Source organism: Psychromonas sp. Urea-02u-13, assembly GCF_002835995.1.
Lineage (GTDB): Bacteria > Pseudomonadota > Gammaproteobacteria > Enterobacterales > Psychromonadaceae > Psychromonas.
Genome location: NZ_PJBZ01000040.1, coordinates 99,789 through 119,409, shown reverse-complemented (window position 1 = coordinate 119,409; position 19,621 = coordinate 99,789). Strand labels below are relative to the sequence as shown.

Here is a 19,621-nt window from a genome sequence, read left to right as displayed (position 1 = left end):
CAATGCTGGTGAATAAAAAATTAAAGATTATACCCGTTATCATTCAATATGCAAAATTCAGCAGCCCTTAGATGAACATAGTCGAGGCATGAAACCAAACAACGACTAGGCTCACGTACTGCTGGCTCATAAATTGTTAGTACTAAGACTTAATCAAAGCCGCTACATTTTTTTCCATCAATGATTCAAAAAAACAAACAATTTAACATACAGATAACTCTATAAATAAATCGCTTGTTTATCGGTCAATAAATACAAAAACAACCTAGAGCAACAGGTCCGGCAGCTCATGTCATATTTAGACAAACAAATATACAAATACAGCGTAGTTCTATAGTATTATTTTTTTAAAAAACCTGACTAGATCAATACTTATATCTGCATCTAGTGTTATTACAAATTGCAGATCAAACACCGACCAAAGGATACATACCCGCGTGAATTTTTTTTCAAGTTTTAAAGGCCGAATTATCACAGTTGTCATTTTACTGCTGACTATTACCCTAACGATTTCAAATGCCCTTTCATACCGCCAGCTATCTAGCGCAATGTCGGAAAATATTGATCAATACTCGACTTTAAAAGTGGAGACGACTTCAGCAAAAATAAACACGTGGTTTCAAACGATTAAAGAGGCGCTAATTGCGACGGCTCCAGACTTTGCGCAAGCACGTGGTGATGAACAAATTCATCACATGGTTAAACAAATTACAGCATCAACAAAAGCCTCTGATATTGTTGTTGGTTTTTCTGATGGCAGCACTTTCGGCGCAGCCAGTGGCAAACGAGACATCTCTCTTTACGATCCGCGGACACGTGATTGGTACATCCTCGCCCAAAAAGCACGTAAAACGATTGTCACGGATATTTACCAAGATGCACTCACTAAAAAATTATTAGTGAGCATAGCCGAACCTTTTTATCAAAATGGAAAATTAGAAGGCGTGTTATTAGCGGATATAGAATTAGATACGATTGAAGACATAGTCAAACAATCCCTTTTTTCAGGCGCCATGACAGGTTTATATGACCGTCGAGGCATTACGATAGCATCAACGGGTAACGTTGATATCCCAGGTAAAAGCAAACTCTCTGATTTTCCTGATCTCGTCGACTTGGAACATGAAGTACTAAACAACAACAAAGGAATCGTTAACTTCTCTTTGAATGGCATTGAGAAAATAGCCTACTTTCAATCTATTAACCTGAGTGATGACGTTAGCTGGCACTTACTTGTTGCTGTCTCTAAGTCTGTTGTTTACGCTGAAGTCGAAGAGGCATTAACCTCATTAATACTGACAGCAACCATCTTACTTTCATTCGCCATTGCCATTATCCTCCTTGTGCTTAATCAAATATATCGTCCTATTTTGGCATTGAAAAAAACTATCTTCGATCTGGCACATGGTAATGCTGATTTGACCCAGCGCCTTGCGGTAAATAGTGAAGATGATTTGGGCCAAATAGCTGAGTCTGTCAATAAATTTGTCAGTAATTTACAACAGATGATGTTAGAAATATCGGAGTCCACTGAGCATATTTCAGCAGGCGTTGAGCAACTAAAATCACAAACTGAACATAACAATGGCGTCTTACTTTCGCATGCATCCGAAACAGATCAAGTGGTAACGGCTGTAACCGAGATGAGTTCAACGGCTGATAGTGTCGCGCAAAGTGCAGCACAATCCGCTACATTCACTCAAAAGTCAGCTGATGAGGCGCGCCAATCTAAAATAGTGGTGGAAGGTGCTGTGCTTAGTGTTGCTGATTTGGTCAATGAAGTTGAAGCGATGGCAATTACTATTCAAACCATGAATGAAGATACAAAAAAAATTAGTACTGTGCTGGGTGTGATTGGTGCAATAGCCGATCAGACTAACCTACTGGCATTAAACGCAGCTATTGAAGCAGCTCGTGCAGGTGAACAGGGCCGAGGATTTGCTGTCGTCGCAGATGAAGTGCGAACACTGGCGGCAAGAACACAACAGAGTACTTCTGAAATCAATGCAATGCTGGCTAAATTGAACGCGGGCGCAGGCTCTGTTGTTCAAGCAATGGATATCACTAAAGTCAGTTGCCAACAAACGGCTGAAACGACATCTAGCGTCAATAATAGCTTAGATTCTATGACCGCTTCTGTCACCGAAATCAATGATCTCGGGATTCAGATAGCCACAGCAGCGGAAGAGCAAAGCTCAGTAACGGAAGAGATTAATCGTAATATGACTGCTATTCAAGATATGGTAGCTCAGCTTACTGATAATGGTGATAAAACAATGGATAGTACAAGAAGTCTAGCAAGTTGTAATGAACAATTGGTCGGTATTGTAAGTCGATTTAAGCTTAAATAGTTAGCTTCAAAAATCATCAAAAATAAAGTTGATACTATTTAATACCATTCCGCTTAATTAAGAGGCCTAAAATTGCGTAGGAAAAATTGATGCAAACAAGGCGTTTGATTGAGCAATAGCTGGCTATTGGGATTAAAAACAACGACGTTATCGTCGATTTTAACCAGCAAGGTAGATCAGAGAGTTAAGCGGATTGGTATAACAGCCGTTACCCTTAATAGACAATCAGGGTGCCGTTAAATTGGAAGTCAGCAGGTATAAAAAAACCCGTGATGCTTAAACATCACGGGTTTTCAACGTTCGAGTCTAGCGTTTACACTTTTAGAATTAGATTGTTTGGATCAGTACGGCTCACACGCGCACGAATTTTTGCTTCAAGCTGGTCGATAACATTGTCATTATCGAAGCGATCTTTTTGACGTTTACCGTCTTCATAAAAACCACTTTTGGTTTTACCACCGGTAATGCCGATATCTGAAATAAGCGCTTCACCAGGGCCGTTTACAACACAGCCAATAATTGAAACATCAATCGGGGTGATAATATCTTCTAAACGTTCTTCTAACGCATTCACCGTTGCTATCACATCAAACTCTTGACGCGAACAAGTCGGACACGCAATAAAGTTGATACCACGGCTACGAATACGCAGTGATTTTAAAATATCAAAACCGACTTTGATCTCTTCAACAGGGTCAGCGGCTAATGAAACACGTAACGTATCACCAATACCTTGCGACAGTAACATGCCCATACCCACCGCTGATTTAACACTACCGCTGCGTAAACCACCCGCTTCAGTAATACCTAAATGTAATGGTTGGATAATCTGTTTTGACAATAGCTGGTATGACTCAACGGCAAGTAACGCATCAGACGCTTTAACACTCACTTTAAATTGTTCAAAGTTAAGTCGGTCTAAAATATCAACATGGCGCAATGCAGAATCAACCAGGGCTTGCGCCGTAGGTTCACCGTATTTCTCTTGAATATCGGCTTCAAGCGATCCGCCGTTTACGCCAATACGAATTGGAATATTATGAAAACGCGCGGCATCTACCACACTGCGAATACGTTGTTCGTTGCCGATATTACCTGGGTTAATTCGCAGGCAATCGACGCCGTACTCAGCGACTTTAAGCGCGATTCGGTAATCAAAGTGGATATCCGCAATTAACGGAATATTACTTTGTTTTTTAATTTCTTTAAACGCTTCTGCAGCGTTCATAGTGGGTACTGAAACACGTACCATATCTGCACCAACCGCTTCTAAGCGTTTGATTTGTGCCACTGTGGCTGCAACGTCAGTGGTTAAGGTATTGGTCATCGATTGGACTGTGATCGGGGCACCACCACCAACGGGAACATTGCCAACCATTATCTGTTTAGATACGCGGCGAATAATTGAAGAGGTATGACTCATAAAAGCAACTCTGTGTAAAATTTAAGAGAGTGGTACGCTAAACTGCGCACTACGACCAGGTGTAAACTCACCTTCGATAATTTGGTCTTGATATTGTATCTCGACAACGCTGGGATCACCTAATTTTAGCTGAAAAGGAGCGCTGCCAGAAAGCATTAATACACGGCCAGCTTTGTACAAACCAAAGGCAATTCGGTCGCCCTTTGCATCAAATACTTCTGTCCAACAATCGGCATTAAAAGCCAGCGACAAAGCCTCTGGCCCTGCGGGTAATTCTTCTTCAATCGCGGCTTCAGCGGTTTCTTCTGCGAACGCTTGTTCATCGTTTTCAGTATCAGAGGCAACTGCTTCAAAAGCATCAAAGCTTGCTTCAACTTGTTGAACAGGTTCACTGCTGCTTTCTGCAGTGCTAACGTCTTCGATAACCTCTGTGGGCTCAACAAGTGGCACCGCGACATCTTCTGCAATGGGTTCAACAACATGCGCAACAGGTTCAGGACTAACGTTTACCTTAATGGCGTCTTTTTTTGCTTGTGTCGACGTCTCGTTAAGCGTGTCATTAGCGCCTGTATTTTCACTGTCTGTTAATTGCTTTTCACTCTCTGATGAAATATTTTCTGTGAGGATCAGCTTTGTACTCGAGCCTTCGTGTTCAACACTGGTTGAGAATGTTGAATTGATAGCCTGAAATACGTTCAGAAAGGGTTTGTTAAACAGGAACAATACCGCTGCAATGACAATAGATAGCATAATAAAAATAAATAAAACGGGTAAAAATTTAGAGCGTTTCTTAGTCAACGGAATAGTTAGAGAGGAGGAAGAAATGGATTTTGTTTTTTTCTGCACAGTGCAAAGTTGCTGATATTCAACAAACAACTCTAAGGTATTTAATCCAACTAATTTGGCATAGTTGACAAGGTAACCGCGTAAATAAATCACTGGGTATTTTTTCGTTTCTAACACACTGTCCAGCGCATCTTCAAGTTCATGTACTGTAGCAAGCCCTAAATTCAGCTTCTCTGCGACTTCATCAACCGATAATGAAGCCTGTAAACGTGCATCTTTTAAGGCTTTACCTAACGGGACAATAATTTCAGGTGATTCACTATCATCTATTTTCATTGTTAATAATACTCATGGTTTAAATAATCTAATGCACGCTCAGAGTCAGGGAACTGCTCTAATAGCTGCCCGGCATACTTGCTTAAACTAGCCCCTTTCTCGGTCGCGTAACTTAAGCGAATCCATTGCCATAAACTTTCTGCATTGGTTTTGCTTTTTTTCTGGAAATTAAACAAGTTTAAACGTGCGGCAGCATATTCTTTTTCATCAATATTCAGTTTCGCTAAAGAAAGGTTAATGTAAGATTTGTTAGGATTATGCGAAAGCGCATATTGGTAATAATAAAGTGCTTTTTCGGTGACGCCTGCTTTTTCTGCACACACAGCGGCATTCTCATAAGTATTTGCAACACCGGTATAAGTCGACTGCTCAACAGCGGTTACAAAAGCTTTTTCAGCTTCTTTATAACGCGCCAATTTACATAAAAAAGTGCCGTAGTTGTTATAGGTATCTGCATTTTTTGAGTCGATACGCAGTGATTTTTTATAATACTCTTCAGCGGTATCATTTTCGTTTACGCGTTGATAATAGTAGGCAAAAATTCGGTAAATATTGGCATCATTGGGTTGGTATTCTAAGGCTTTATCGAGGTTTTCTTTTGCTTGTTGCATATTACTTTTACGCAAATAAACCAATGCAAGTTTAACCCGTGTTTCAGCGGCCCCTTTTGGGTCGAACTGAGTTGCATGACCTGCGCCTGTATTTTTGGTGGTGATAGATGTTTCGCTAGAGACACAAGCACTTAAAAACAGAACAGATGAAAGAACAACAAAAAATAGACGCATATTTCCCTTAGACTATTTGATAAGCAAGATATACCCATAATCATCAACTACGTAAAGAAAGTATTTTGAAGAAATATGGGTATAGGCATTGTGACCGAAGTAATGCCATTTTTCATTCTATTTTGTGTGGTTTTCCTACTTCGATCATTCTGTATATTAAGATTTTATTTTAAGCTTCTGTAATTGAGATTGTTTCGCCTTGCTGACGCTTCTTAATCACACGTTTAGTACGGTCAATAACATCACCAACCAATTGACCACAGGCTGCATCAATATCATCACCACGCGTTTTACGCACAATAACGGTATAACCATATTCCATCAATACTTTGCTGAAACGATCAACACGACTATTACTTGGTTTTTCATAATCATTACCCGGGAATGGGTTAAATGGAATCAAGTTGATTTTACATGGCGTATCTTTTAAAAGAATGCCTAACTCATGTGCTTGATCCGTTGAATCATTGAAGTGATCCAATAATAAATATTCAATCGTTACTTTGCCACGGTTTGCTTTTGATTTTTCCATGTAGCGTTTTACGCCAGCAAGAAAATCAGCAATGTTGTATTTATCATTAATCGGCATCATTTGTGAACGTAAATCATCATTAGCAGCATGTAATGAGATAGCTAATGCAACGTCAATTCGATCACCTAAAATATCTAATGCAGGTACTACACCCGATGTTGAAATAGTGACACGACGTTTTGATAACGCATAACCGAAATCATCTAGCATCAGTTCCATTGCTGGAATAACGTTATTTAGATTAAGTAATGGTTCGCCCATACCCATCATTACAACATTAGTAATAGGACGTTTGCCCGCTTCACCCATCACACCGACAATTTTAGCTGCACGCCATACTTGACCAATTATTTCAGAAACGGTTAAGTTACGGTTAAAGCCTTGCTGCGCTGTTGAACAGAAGTTACACGCTAATGCACAACCCACCTGTGATGAAACACATAATGTCGCACGATCTTTTTCTGGAATATAAACAGTTTCGATATCTTGGTTACCAACACGCATAACCCATTTAATGGTACCATCGCTACTGCGTTGCTCTACTGTTACTTCTGGTGCAACAATTTCAGCGCGTTGCTTTAATTTTTCACGCAGTTTTTTATTGATGTTATCCATCAAATCGAAGTCTTCACAGCCAAAATGGTAAACCCATTTCATCACCTGTTCCGCACGGAACGGTTTTTCGCCCATTTCGACAAAAAATTCACGCAATGCCTCACGGTTCAGATCTAATAGATTTACTTTTTTAATACTCATTGGAGCCTCGATAATACAAAATGCTAAAAAAGAGGGATTCTACAATATTTAATATATATAGCTACCCATAAAAAGTAGTGCTCATTTAATATTCATTCTATTTTTAGTGAGTCGTAGCGTAAGTAGCTGATATATTTTTATTATTATAAATTATACAAGGGAATGGTAGAGGAGCACGCGATTTATGCTTAATTCAGTGTACTGAAATAAGCATAAATAATGCCCCCCTAATAAATCATTTTTTAAACGATTGATATCGAGGGGATTTGAGTGTCTGATGGATAACTGTAATAAACAAGTGGAGTGAGTTTTTCACCCCGTTGATGTAATGTTTTTTGTATTTTTCCTCGTTTTAACAAAGGCGACATTAATGCATTTAAACCCTCTTGGCGAAGATGAAAGTGCTTTAGCAAGAGAGATTCCTCTACCCGCCCAGCCTGTAAAACATAATCACAAATTGATTTTAAAATCATGACACTAAACTCACAGCCAGTACGTTACCGCGACGCTTGAGCATAAACACCACACCGCCCATAATCACAATCGAGACAATGATATACAAGACATGGCTATTGGGCTGCATTGAAAAAGTTGCTATTTGATAATAAGAAACCGACACAATGTACGCCACTGCGCTTGTCCATATTGCAATAAACTTAGCCCACTGCCCGCCCACTTCACGCACAATAGCGCCCATTGCTGCCGCACAAGGTGCATATAACAAGATGAACAATAGATAAGCAAAAGCGGCTTCTGGTGTCACAAAGGCATCTTGAATATTTTTAAAGATAGTTAAGTCCACACCTTGGTCTTCAGCTGCAGCTTGTAAATCGCCTAAATCACCGACATCAATACCTAGCGGATCGCTGACACTAATACCCATTAAGTTTTCAGGGATTGTCGCGACAGCCTCGTTGAGTTTTTCAAGTAACGTCAGTTCTGCTTCATCATCACTTTGCTGTGTTGAATAAAGGTTATTTAACGTGCCAACCACCGCCTCTTTGGCAAATAATCCAGTCACAATACCTACGGTTGCTGGCCAGTTATCCTGTGTCACACCGAGTGGAGAAAGCACGGGTGTAATAATTTGTGCGCTTTTACTGAGCAGAGAATCCGCACTGTCTTGGTGACCAAAACTGCCATCTAAACCAATCGAGTTAATCACATTTAACAGCGTCACTACGATAACAATCGTTTGCCCTGCGCCAAATAAGAACCCTTTTAATTTCTGCCATGTTTTAGTTAATGTATTACGTAATGTAGGAAGCTCGTAATCAGGAATCTCCAGGAACATATTTTCACTTTTTCCCGGTAATAAAGTACGACTTAAGATATATCCCGTTAGTACCGCGACCGCAATACCAATTAAGTAGAGAATAAAGACGATATTTTGGCCTCTGTCAGGAAAAAATGCGCTGGCAAATAAAGCATACACAGGTAATCTTGCACCACAGGACATAAAAGGAGACATCACAACCGTTAATAGTCGCTCTCTCTCTTTTTCTAGTGTTCTGGCCGCCATTACCGCGGGCACTGTACAACCAAACCCTACAATCATCGGTACAAACGATTTACCCGGTAAACCAATAAACTGCATCGCTTTATCAATCACAAAAGCGGCACGCGCTAAATAACCCGACGCTTCCAGTACCGCTAAAAATAGATACAAACACGCAATCACGGGAATAAAGGTCATCACCGTTTGAATACCGTTACCCACGCCATAGGCTAAAACATTAATTAACCAATCGGGGGCGGATATTGCGGATAATAATTGCGCACTGCCATCAACAAAAATAGCACCAGCGCTGATATCAAAAAAGTCGATAAATGCACTGCCGATGTTAATCGAAAACATAAACATCAAGTACATCACCAATAAGAAGAACGGCACACCCGCGTAACGATTCATCACAAGCGCATCGATTTTCTCGGTAATACTACGGCCTAACTTACCCTGCGTACGCACTGAATCTTGTGTCACTTGGTAAATAAAGGAATAACGTGTATCTGCAATTTGTAAGTCAATCTCTTCATTTTGTTGCGCTGAAAGTAGCGACTTTTGCTCAATAAAGATTGCTTGTTCAACTTTGGGCAATAACGACAGTACCGTTTCATCACCCTCTAGCAGTTTGATGGCAAGCGCCCTATTTTGTAGATGATGTGTCACCTTCTCTAATAGTTGCGTGCTGGTTTCGATAATAGGCGTGAGCGTTGAACCATAATCCAGCTCAATCGGGGTTGTTAAGTTTTTCTCTGACAAGGTTTGTAATTGTTGGCTTAATTTAGCAACTGATTTTTTATCATGTGCAGAAATAGTCACCACAGGGCAACCGAGCTTTTTAGCTAAGCTTTTTTCATTAATGAGCAGTTTTTTCTTCAGCGCGACATCCATTTTATTGATCACCGCAACAACCGGTAAACCCAGCTCTTTAAGTTGCACCGTCAAATACAAACTACGCTCTAAACAGCTCGCATCAATCACATTAATAATCACATCAGGGCTATTTTGCATAATGTAATCAAAGGCGACACGTTCATCTAGTGATGAACCTTCACTGTCATAATCTAAGCTATAAATACCTGGCAAGTCGATGATACGCACGTCTGTTTTATCACTGAGAGAGAAATAACCGGTCTTTTTCTCAACCGTCACACCACTCCAGTTCCCGACATTTTGATTTGCGCCAGTGAGCATATTAAAGAGCGTGGTTTTTCCTGAATTGGGGTTACCAATGGTGGCTATCGATAAATTCATTTCAACAGCTCCACTTTAATTTTACTAATGATCGATTTTCGTAACGCAATACTGCTACTTGCACAGCGAATTACCACAGGGTCGCCCATCGGGGCCAAACGTAATAACTCAACTTTTGCCTTAGGTAAGAATCCTAAATTTAATAATTTTTTACGCATCGCCGGCTCCATGGACTGCATATTTACTATTTGGGCAGACTGCCCTGCACTAAGATCTGATAAAACCATCAGTTATTTACCTTATCATTAATTGCTAATACCAATCACTCTCATTTGCATTAAATGGTAAAGTAAAAAATACGGGTAAACAATGTTTTTGATCAATCTTAAATGACTCTCTGCTAAACTGAGCTAATATCGTATTTTGTAAAGTAAGGAAAAAACATGGACTTAAGTGGACTTAATCTGGTTTATTCAACAGATGGTGGAAAGATAGAACAACCGAAAGAAAAAAAATCAGCACCTGATGGTGATGGGGTTATTCGCTTACACCGTGAAACAAAAGGCCGTAAAGGCAAAGGTGTGACGCTAATTAAAGGTTTGCAGTTAGACGAAAAAGAGCTGAAAGTTTTAGCGAAAGACATCAAAAAACGTACCGGTACAGGTGGTGCAGTCAAAGATTTTGTTATTGAGATTCAAGGTGAACAACGAGAAATAATCAAAACCTTGTTAGAAGCAAAAGGTTATACCGTCAAATTAGCAGGCAGCTAAAGGAATAAAAATGAAACTTTTAATTAAATTATCCATCGCAATCTTTGCATTACTGGCGCTAACAATTACTTTGTTATTAATCTTTGTTGACCCAAATGATTACAAAAGCGAAATTGAAGCACAGGTTAAAACAAACCTAAATCGAGATTTACATATTGTTGGTGATATTGGCTGGACATTTTACCCACAACTTGGGTTTTCTAGTGGCCAGATTGAGCTAGATAATTTAAGCGGTTTCAGTCAACCTCATTTAGTAAAAATTAATAAAGCTTCTCTCGGCATTAATATTTTACCCTTATTAAAAGGTGAAATTTCAATTGGTAAGTTAACCCTTGATGGTTTTGAATTAACACTATTAACGGATAAAAATGGCCTTTCTAACCTGGATAATATGGGCAAGAAAAGCGCTGAAACAGATCAACCTGCAGCGGTAAAAGATGCAACACCAGCAGAGGAGACGGTAGCTTCAGAGAAAGATGAACCTTTCTTTGCCTTTGATAAAACCCAACTTGCTGGCATTGATATCAATAACGCGATAATTGAGTTACAAGATCTTCAAGCAGGCAGTCATCAAAAAATTACTATTAATGAGATAAAACTGGGTGAGTTTGCGTTCGACAAAGAGACTGAACTTGTTATTAATACTAAGTTAGTGATTGATGATTTACAGGCAGAAATACAACTTAATTCACAGCTTCTTGTTAATAAAGATATGTCCAATATCAAACTTAGCAAACTACAAGTCGACACTTTAGTGACAGGTAAAGTATTACCTAACGGACAACTAAAAAGTGTGCTGAAAACCGATGTCGATTTTGCAGTGAATAGCAAAAAAATCACCTTGAGTGATTTTGATATCAATACCGTTATCACAGCAGATAACTTACCCAACAAAAAAGTCAGTACACAAGTTAATGCAACGATTAGCTACCAACTTGATGAGCAGCTTGCCACCATTAAGGCGTTGAAACTGAAGGTTGATCAGCTTGAATTGGCCGGTGAACTGAGCGTTCAAACCGCGAACATCACTAAAATACGTTACAACTTAGTGGCGAATAAGTGGGACCTTAATCACTACATGGCTAAAGCGGCCGATAAAAAAGACAGCGCGCCTGCTGATGCTAAGGCGAACGAAACAAGTAAGCCTTCTACAACCAGCAGTGCTGTAGAACAGGCAGCGGAAGTTGAGCCTGATTTAGCTTTTTTACATGATTTAGATATTGACGGTCATTTAAAAATTGCCGGTGTCAAAGTGGATAACATCAATATTGGTGAAATAAACAATCATTTGATTATTAACAAAGGCACAGCAAACGTAAAATTATTAACGGCTGAATTATACCAAGGTTTATTAACGCTAAACGCGCAAGTAAGCGACAGTAAAGGACGTAATAAATACCAAGCAACAAGCACATTAAAAGGTGTTCAAATACGCCCTCTATTAATAGATGCTGCAGAAATAGACCTGATTAGTGGTGAAACTAACTTTAACTTTAAAGGTAAAGGCCAAGGGTTAACCGCGACTAAGATAAAACAAGGTATTGTTGGTAAAGGTAGTTTTAGTTTACTTGATGGTGAGATTTACGGTGTTAATATTCCGCAAGAAATACGTGCATTAAAAGCAAAATTAACCGGTAAAAAAGCACCGACTGAGGATAATATTAAAAAGACCGATTTTGCCTCGTTAACCGGCGACTTTAGTATTAATAAAGGTCTGGTTAATAATCAAAAATTCTTGATGTTGTCACCTGTAATGCGTCTTGATGGCTCAGGACTGGTTCATATCATTAAAGAAACGCTTGATTACAAACTCAGTATTAGCCCACTTTCGAGTAGTAAATCAGATACCGATTATGCTGATTTGAATGGCTTAACTATTCCGATGTTAATTAAAGGCAGCTTTACTGATCCTAAAATTTCTCTGGATACCGACAGCGCCCTGAAAGAGCAGTTAAAAGCCAAACTTGATGTTGAGAAAAAACGTCTACAAGAGAAAGCAAAACAAGAACTTAAAAAATACGAAGATAAAATAGATGTAGAAACACAGAAAAAAATAAAGAAAGAGGGAAAACGTCTAGAAGATAAACTTAAAAAGTTCTTCTAAACATACCTTTGATAAGAGCGCCTTATAAAGGTGCCCTTATAAAAAGAGAGCGAATGGATAAACAATGAGGTTTATTCATTCGTTACCCATCAATAAACAACGACCCTCCCCGCTATTCATTTCAAAAACTTAACTTCCTTACTCACTACCTTGGCTAAAGTGCATCACATAACGTAATGACACATAGACCACCATTAAGGTAGCTAACGTCAACTCTACATAAGCGATATATTCAGCCAGTTCAGCTAATTGCACACTGTAACCATGAGTCAATAAATAGTGGCTGGTTTTAAACATCGCCGTTGCGCTAATCACCAATGGGAAAGTAAACGCTGAATAGGCAGGGCTAAAAGGTAAGCGTAACAGCTTAGTTAACGCGCAATAGATGAATAATGTCATTGAGAAAGCAATTGTGCCTAAGACTAATACCATCAAAAAATGTGGTGTATCAACAATGGTTAAGTACCCCGCTAAACTCAAACTCGCAGGGGCGGCAAATACCGCAATCGTTGGCTTTTCATGATCCGCTATTTTGTCATGTAAAAAATAACGATATAACACTGTGGGTAATAAAATGGCATAGGTCACTAAGCCAAAAATTAATAAGCCATTAGCAATATGTATCAGCGACCCACCCGGAAAAGAAACCACCGCAACCACGATACCAACAGGCGGAATAAACCAGCTCGGTAACACATGCTCGAATTTAAAATCTTTAATGCGGAAATAGCTAAACATAATCAAAAAGGTTAAGTGCAAACAGATAGCCATTAACCATAAAATAAGGGCTGCTTGATGGTTATAATAATTAACACTGTTAGCGATGACCATAGTGGCCATACTGAACGTCGGTACCACACTGCCACTCATATGATGAGCCAGATCTTTTTTCAGCAAGTCAGGGTTAAACAGGAACTTCAATAACAATGCACTCACTAAAAGAGAAGCAACAAATGCCCCGCTCATTTGCGCTTGCCCTTGAAAGTCGCCACCACTTTCCCAACACCAGCCTAAACTCGCAATACCTAATGCAAGACCGGCTAATGCGGTAGGTACTTTTGCACACCATGTCGCTATTTTATCTATCATAATTGCCCCCTTAGTGAATACAGCCTATTATATTCGCCACAACATGTTAAAAACAGTTTAAATTATTTAACTTAACGTTAACAAATAATGAACATGAGCAAACAATGAACATTACACTCAAACAATTACGGGTATTCATTTGTATTACCCAAGAAAAAACCATCACAGCGGCAGCTGAAAAACTATTTTTAACTAAACCTGCTGTCAGTATGAGTTTAAGTGAACTGGAAAAACAGCTCGGACAGCCACTCTTTGAACGTAAAAATAATCGCCTTTTCATTAACGACCTTGGTAAACAACTGTTACCACTTGCCGATGAACAAATTGAGCGCAGTAAACTCATTAGCACGCTTTTTAGCGACGCTAACCAGCTCAATGGGAAATTACGTATTGGTGCGAGTAATACCGTAGGTAATCACTTATTACCCTTGATGCTAGCAGACTTTAGAAAACAGTTTCAACATCAAAATCAATCTTTATTAATTGATAACAGCCAGACTATCAGCGAGCAAATAAAAGACTATGAATTAGATATTGGTTTAGTTGAAGCCAACCTTTTTGATAGCCAACTTGAGTCTACTAAGTGGTTGAAAGATGAGATGGTTGTTGTTTGCGGCAAGGATCACCCCCTCAGCCTTAAAAAGTATTTAAATATTGAAGATTTAGAAGATCAACAGTGGATTTTACGTGAGACAGGATCCGGAAGCCGTACCTTTTTTCTAAATCAAATAGGCCGAAAACTCAGTGATTATCAAATATCGTTAGAGCTTAAAAGTACCGAAGCGATTATTAACAGTACCAGTGCAGGATTAGGCATTGCCTGTATTTCAAAAGTAGCCGCCCGTCATGCGCTAGCAGATAAACGTTTAATACAATTAACGTTGAATATGGATATGCACCGAGACTACTGGTTAATTTGGCATAAAGACCGTTACCAAAGTCCATTACTTAAAACCTTCATCGATTTTAGTAAAAAATGGCAATTACCTTTCTAAAAGAAGCTGTCAGTCGATAGCTATCAGCTATCAGCTATCAGTGCAAGATAGTTCAGCAGTAAGGCGAGAATGCACAAGGATTTCAAGCCTTCAAGCCCAAATTTTAGATATAAAAAAGGTAGCCTTGTTCGCTACCTTTTATTTATCCACACTTGATTAGATTTATGTAATCTTTGGTGTATTCGTTACAACGTGCATGTTTTGTGCACGATGACGTAACAGGTGGTCAAGTAACGTGATCGCCATTTGCGCTTCAGCGATTGGCACAGCGCGGATACCCACACATGGATCATGACGACCTTTAGTGATCATCTCTGTCGCTTCGCCATCAACAGTAATAGTACGACCGGGAATCGTTAAGCTCGAGGTTGGTTTTAGTGCAATCGAAGCAATAATATCTTGCCCCGTTGAAATACCACCTAACACACCACCCGCATGATTTGATAAAAAGCCTTCAGGTGTCATCTCATCACGGTGCTCTGTGCCTTTTTGATTCGCAACCGCAAAACCATCACCAAATTCAACACCTTTAACGGCATTAATGCTCATTAATGAGTGTGCAAGTTCTGCATCTAAGCGATCAAAAACCGGCTCGCCAAGACCCACTGGAATACCTTGAGCAACAACCGTTACTTTAGCACCCACAGAGTTACCCTCTTTGATTAACGCTTTCATGTAATCTTCAAGTGCAGGGATTTTACTGGTATCCGGGAAGAAGAATGGATTATTTTCCACTTCGTTCCAATCAATCACATCAGGTGTAATATCACCTAATTGGCTTAAATAACCACGAATTTCAACACCTAATAACTCTTTCAGGTATTTTTTCGCAATCGCACCCGCCGCCACACGCATTGCAGTTTCACGCGCAGAAGAACGGCCACCACCACGGTAATCACGGTGTCCAAATTTCTGATGGTAAGTGTAATCAGCATGACCAGGACGGAATAAGTCTTTAATTTCAGAGTAATCTTTTGAACGCTGATCGGTATTTTCAATCAACAGGCCAATACTACAACCGGTTGTTTTACCTTCAAAGACACCAGAAAGAATTTTTACCTGATCACCCTCTTGGCGCATCGTTGTATAACGAGATTGCCCCGGACGACGACGGTCTAAATCATGTTGTAAATCTGCTTCACAAATTTCTAACCCTGGTGGAATACCATCAACAATACAACCTAATGCAACGCCGTGGCTCTCTCCAAATGTAGTCACTTTAAAAAGTTGACCAATACTACTTCCTGCCATTGTCTTATCCCTACTATCTAATTAACTGTTTGTTAGATGACGGCATAAACTTCAACCGACGACATGATTTACATGCCGTGATGTTAAGCCGTCATTAACACCTTAAATGCTAATATTATCCAGTTGTGCTTTAGTCAGCACAAATACGCCGTGACCACCTGATTTAAATTCGATCCACTCAAATGGGATTTCAGGGTAGCTTTCTTGTAAATGTACCTGTGAGTTTCCTACTTCAACAAATAACAAGCCATTTTCGTTTAACATACCGGCCGCTTGATTGAGCATCTTACGGACTAAATCTAACCCATCAAAGCCACAAGCTAAGCCTAACTCCGGCTCATGTCTGAACTCTTCTGGTAAGTTTGCCATATCTTCTTCATCAACATAAGGAGGATTTGACACGATCAGATCATACTTCTCATTTTCGATACCAGAAAACAGGTCTGATTCCATCGGAATCACTTGTTGCTCTAGGCCATGTCCTTGAATATTGATGTCTGCCACTTCTAATGCATCATCTGAGATATCAACTGCATCTACATAAGCATCCGGGAACGCATAAGCACAAGCGATGGCAATACAACCACTGCCGGTACAAAGATCTAAAATACGCTCAGGTTGCGTTGTTAACCAAGGTTTAAAACCATCGTTAATTAGCTCAGCAAAAGGTGAGCGTGGCACAAGCGTGCGCTCATCAACATAAAACTCAAGGCCTGCAAACCAAGCCGTGTTAGTTAAATAAGCCACAGGAATACGTAGTTCAATACGTTTAGCAATTAAATCCACCAGCATTTCACGTTCACTACGTAATAAACGTGCTGTTAACATCTCCGTGCCACCGTGTAACGGTAAGCTTAACGAAGGTAAAATAAGTTGCAGTGCATCGTCTAGTGCATTGTCTGCGCCGTGGCCGTAAAAAAGTCCGGCTTGGTTAAACTGAGTGGTCGCAAAACGCAACATGTCTTGAATAGTAAGCAGCTCTGATACTGCTTCTTCACGAAAATTCGATTCCAATTTTTTCTCCAACTACGTTAAACTGCGTTTACAAAATAGAGAGTTGGAAAAACCATGACAGATAAAAACAGTAATGATGATTTTTCGCTATTTAGCGCAGAATTTTCAGGTATTAAAAAGTTAACGCAGGATACCATAAAACTGCCACCTAAAAACATCAAGAAAAAGCAGGTTATTCAAGAAAAAGCGGCTGCTAATTTCGAAACAGATCATTTCTCCGATGGCTTTGAACCGCACCTAAATGAAGATGGCCCAGTGCGCTACAAACGTGATGATGCTCAGAAGTACCTGCTTAAACAACTACGTCGTGGTGATTTTGCACCGGAAATCATTCTTGATCTACATGGTTTAACACAGGTAGAAGCAAAACGTGAACTCGGCGCTTTAATTTCGTGTTGTAAAAAAGAGGGATTATATTGCTGTAGCGTATTACACGGCGTTGGTACTTATGTACTTAAAAAACAGGTGCCCCTGTGGCTCGCACAGCACCCAGATATTTTAGCCTTTCATCAAGCCCCACTTGAGTTTGGTGGACACGGCGCATTATTAGTCTTAGTTGAACTTGCAGACTGGCAGATGAAGCGAGAGTTTGAATAAAAGCGTCTACAACTTAGTAGCCGCCTCTATCTATATCTCGTTCCCACGCTCTGCGTGGTAATGCATAACTACCGCAAATAACCACCACCATTTAAATAAATTCAAAAGAAGTTAACCACGAAGGCACGAAGAAAAAGAAGGTTAACGAGCAAATTAAATTTTTGATATTGGTTTCTTCGTGGTCGTTTTTTATTGAAATAATAGGCAACAACCATTTACATCAAATGACGCCTTGAATTAAGCCGTTTTTACTACGCAAAATTTAGTTCACATACTTAGTGGAATTGGCATTACTTTGAACGATGAGATGAAGATGATTTTCAAGAATACCGCAACGAATTCAAAATAATATCCACCGTCTGCGCACGAGTAAAAACGGGTCTCCAATGCAATACCGTTAATGTGACAAAATGAGGTGCATCTTGTTGAACTATTTTGTATCTGCTTCTTCCCATGGTTACGCATTACCACGCGGAGCGTGGGAACGAGTTGCAACGTGTAACCGTACGCGAATTTAATAAAGGCAGTCGTAACTTAGTAGCAGCCTCTTTCTATTTTGAGAGGCTTACAATGAAAGCTTCGCAACGGCTTTTTGTAGTTGATCATTTAACTCACTGTTTGTAAGTTTCCCTGCTTCAACGTCAAAATTATCAAAGAAGCTTGGGATAGATAACGTACTTTTCACATCTGCAGCAAAGTAAGGTGCAGAGCCAGAAGCAGCAGCAAGTACACTTGATGCACCACCGGGGCCAGGTGATGTTGCTAGCATTAATACAGGTTTGTTTTGATACACTTTCATATCAATACGTGATGTCCAATCGAACAAGTTTTTAAAGGCTGCTGTGTAAGAACCGTTATGCTCAGCAAAAGAAATAATAATCGCATCTGCTTCGCCAATTTTACTAAAAAAGTCTTTGGCTTGCTGAGGTTGGCCTAATTGCGCTTCACGTTTATCGCTAAAGATAGGCATTTCATAATCATTAATATCAAGCACTTCAACATCAGCGCCCTCTATTAAATTAGCAGCATAAGTTGCTAGCTGTTTATTAATTGATTTTTCACTGTTACTTGCTGCAAATGCTAATACTTTCATGATAATTCCTTAGGCTGCTAAATTAGTGTTTAATAAGTGTTTGGTAACTGTTAAAAAGTATATCAACACTTAATAAAAGCATAAATAGCAATAATGGCAATTAATTATTTCCATATAACACCTAATAGACTACTTACCTCTTACCCCCCGCCACTGCTGTTTTAGTGTTTGCCTGTTTGTTTTACCTTTATCGAGACCAAAGCCAGAAACACTTTGATTATTACTGAGTAATAAACAGTTAAACCATCGATCCCAAATCGCTAATGCACTGCCAAAGTTTTTATCAAAATGCTTGAATTCAATACTGTGGTGTATTTGATGTTGCGCGGGGCTAATAAAGTACTTTTCCCAACGGCCAAATCCCAAGTAAAAAGGACTATGGCGCAAGTTACTACCGGCAAGATTAAACATAAACACAAACAGGTTAACGCCAATGATAGTAAAGACCGAAACCGTATTAGCAAACAGGTAAACAAAGAGGCCGCTGACCACCGCACCCACTAAAAAACTACGCAGGCTATTAATAACAAATTCAACGGGGTGAAGTCGATATAGCGTTAAAGGTGTTAGCGTGGTTGCACTATGATGAACGGCATGAAATGGCCAAAGGAAAGGTAAGCGGTGGAAACTAAAATGCACAATAAATTTACAAAAATCATCAATAACAAAGAGAGTAAAAGCAAAAAAAAGGGTAAAAACAGGCACACTTAACTTAAATAAATTCCCCGTTGCAAACAGATCAATCAGCGTGCTATTAACCCATAATGCAGCACTCACTTGCAGTGCAAAAAACGGCACGATCCACAATTTTAACAGTAGCTGATTAATCACTAACCAACCTAAATCAACGGCATAAGAAGCGCTCCACAGGGGGATTTTTTTGCAGGTTATTTTATGGCGAAATAACAAAATAAGTAAACCACTGCACAGTAGATATAACCAATAAATTCGCTTTTGAGGCTCAAATAAAAATACCAACGGTGACCATAAACTGTCCATTAAAAATGCGATCTTACTTTCCTTTTTTGTAAAATAGTTGTT

17 protein-coding genes are annotated in these 19,621 nt (G+C 39.5%); 5 read left to right on the top strand and 12 right to left on the bottom strand.

The window, feature by feature from the left end; genetic code table 11:
* Window positions 1-437: 437 nt before the first annotated feature.
* Window positions 438-2,351: a methyl-accepting chemotaxis protein gene (locus CXF74_RS03635; RefSeq protein WP_101081039.1), complete on the top strand. Its 1,914-nt coding sequence runs from the start codon at window positions 438-440 to the stop codon at window positions 2,349-2,351.
* 313 nt (window positions 2,352-2,664) lie between these two features.
* On the opposite strand, the gene ispG is transcribed toward CXF74_RS03635, so the two are convergent.
* From ispG to CXF74_RS03605, 7 genes are all read right to left on the bottom strand, one after another.
* The gene (gene ispG, locus CXF74_RS03630; RefSeq protein ID WP_101081038.1) at window positions 2,665-3,774 is read right to left on the bottom strand and encodes a flavodoxin-dependent (E)-4-hydroxy-3-methylbut-2-enyl-diphosphate synthase; all 1,110 of its coding nucleotides are present in this window, start codon (window positions 3,772-3,774) and stop codon (window positions 2,665-2,667) included.
* 21 nt (window positions 3,775-3,795) lie between these two features.
* Entirely contained in the window at window positions 3,796-4,896 is a 1,101-nt protein-coding gene (locus CXF74_RS03625; protein ID WP_101081037.1) for a RodZ domain-containing protein, read from the bottom strand.
* A 2-nt stretch (window positions 4,897-4,898) separates the two neighbouring features.
* Entirely contained in the window at window positions 4,899-5,681 is a 783-nt protein-coding gene (gene pilW, locus CXF74_RS03620) for a type IV pilus biogenesis/stability protein PilW (protein ID WP_101081036.1), read from the bottom strand.
* 169 nt (window positions 5,682-5,850) lie between these two features.
* Window positions 5,851-6,969 carry a bifunctional tRNA (adenosine(37)-C2)-methyltransferase TrmG/ribosomal RNA large subunit methyltransferase RlmN gene (locus CXF74_RS03615; RefSeq protein ID WP_101081035.1) on the bottom strand — a complete coding sequence of 373 codons (1,119 nt, stop codon included), beginning with the start codon at window positions 6,967-6,969 and terminating at the stop codon, window positions 5,851-5,853.
* A 242-nt stretch (window positions 6,970-7,211) separates the two neighbouring features.
* Window positions 7,212-7,442 carry a FeoC-like transcriptional regulator gene (locus tag CXF74_RS21890; RefSeq protein ID WP_157822322.1) on the bottom strand — a complete coding sequence of 77 codons (231 nt, stop codon included), beginning with the start codon at window positions 7,440-7,442 and terminating at the stop codon, window positions 7,212-7,214.
* A complete protein-coding gene (gene feoB, locus CXF74_RS03610) occupies window positions 7,439-9,727 on the bottom strand; it encodes a Fe(2+) transporter permease subunit FeoB (protein WP_101081034.1) in 2,289 nt (762 codons plus the stop codon). The genes CXF74_RS21890 and feoB overlap by 4 nt, the downstream gene beginning before the upstream one ends.
* A complete protein-coding gene (locus tag CXF74_RS03605) occupies window positions 9,724-9,954 on the bottom strand; it encodes a FeoA family protein (protein ID WP_101081033.1) in 231 nt (76 codons plus the stop codon). Before CXF74_RS03605 ends, feoB begins: the two co-directional genes overlap by 4 nt.
* Window positions 9,955-10,110: 156 nt before the next feature.
* Between CXF74_RS03605 and yciH the strand changes: the two genes are divergently transcribed.
* Window positions 10,111-10,437 (top strand): stress response translation initiation inhibitor YciH, encoded by a 327-nt coding sequence (yciH, locus tag CXF74_RS03600; protein WP_101081032.1) that lies wholly within the window; start codon window positions 10,111-10,113, stop codon window positions 10,435-10,437.
* A 10-nt stretch (window positions 10,438-10,447) separates the two neighbouring features.
* Entirely contained in the window at window positions 10,448-12,541 is a 2,094-nt protein-coding gene (locus CXF74_RS03595) for an AsmA family protein (RefSeq protein WP_101081031.1), read from the top strand.
* 138 nt (window positions 12,542-12,679) lie between these two features.
* Here the strand turns inward: CXF74_RS03595 and CXF74_RS03590 are convergent, their stop codons facing one another.
* Window positions 12,680-13,630: a TDT family transporter gene (locus CXF74_RS03590; RefSeq protein WP_101081030.1), complete on the bottom strand. Its 951-nt coding sequence runs from the start codon at window positions 13,628-13,630 to the stop codon at window positions 12,680-12,682.
* A 104-nt stretch (window positions 13,631-13,734) separates the two neighbouring features.
* Between CXF74_RS03590 and CXF74_RS03585 the strand changes: the two genes are divergently transcribed.
* A complete protein-coding gene (locus CXF74_RS03585) occupies window positions 13,735-14,625 on the top strand; it encodes a LysR family transcriptional regulator (protein WP_101081029.1) in 891 nt (296 codons plus the stop codon).
* Window positions 14,626-14,787: 162 nt separating this feature from the next.
* Here CXF74_RS03585 and aroC read toward each other — a convergent pair whose 3' ends face one another.
* Both aroC and prmB read right to left on the bottom strand, forming a co-directional pair.
* Window positions 14,788-15,876 carry a chorismate synthase gene (gene aroC, locus CXF74_RS03580; RefSeq protein ID WP_101081028.1) on the bottom strand — a complete coding sequence of 363 codons (1,089 nt, stop codon included), beginning with the start codon at window positions 15,874-15,876 and terminating at the stop codon, window positions 14,788-14,790.
* Between the two features lie 102 nt (window positions 15,877-15,978).
* Window positions 15,979-16,890: a 50S ribosomal protein L3 N(5)-glutamine methyltransferase gene (prmB, locus tag CXF74_RS03575; RefSeq protein ID WP_101081027.1), complete on the bottom strand. Its 912-nt coding sequence runs from the start codon at window positions 16,888-16,890 to the stop codon at window positions 15,979-15,981.
* Window positions 16,891-16,944: 54 nt separating this feature from the next.
* Between prmB and smrB the strand changes: the two genes are divergently transcribed.
* Window positions 16,945-17,487: an endonuclease SmrB gene (gene smrB / locus CXF74_RS03570; protein WP_101081026.1), complete on the top strand. Its 543-nt coding sequence runs from the start codon at window positions 16,945-16,947 to the stop codon at window positions 17,485-17,487.
* Window positions 17,488-18,052: 565 nt separating this feature from the next.
* Here the strand turns inward: smrB and CXF74_RS03560 are convergent.
* Window positions 18,053-18,580 carry an NADPH-dependent FMN reductase gene (locus CXF74_RS03560; RefSeq protein WP_101081025.1) on the bottom strand — a complete coding sequence of 176 codons (528 nt, stop codon included), beginning with the start codon at window positions 18,578-18,580 and terminating at the stop codon, window positions 18,053-18,055.
* Between the two features lie 129 nt (window positions 18,581-18,709).
* A complete protein-coding gene (locus CXF74_RS03555; protein WP_101081024.1) occupies window positions 18,710-19,579 on the bottom strand; it encodes a sterol desaturase family protein in 870 nt (289 codons plus the stop codon).
* Between the last annotated feature and the right edge of the window lie 42 nt (window positions 19,580-19,621).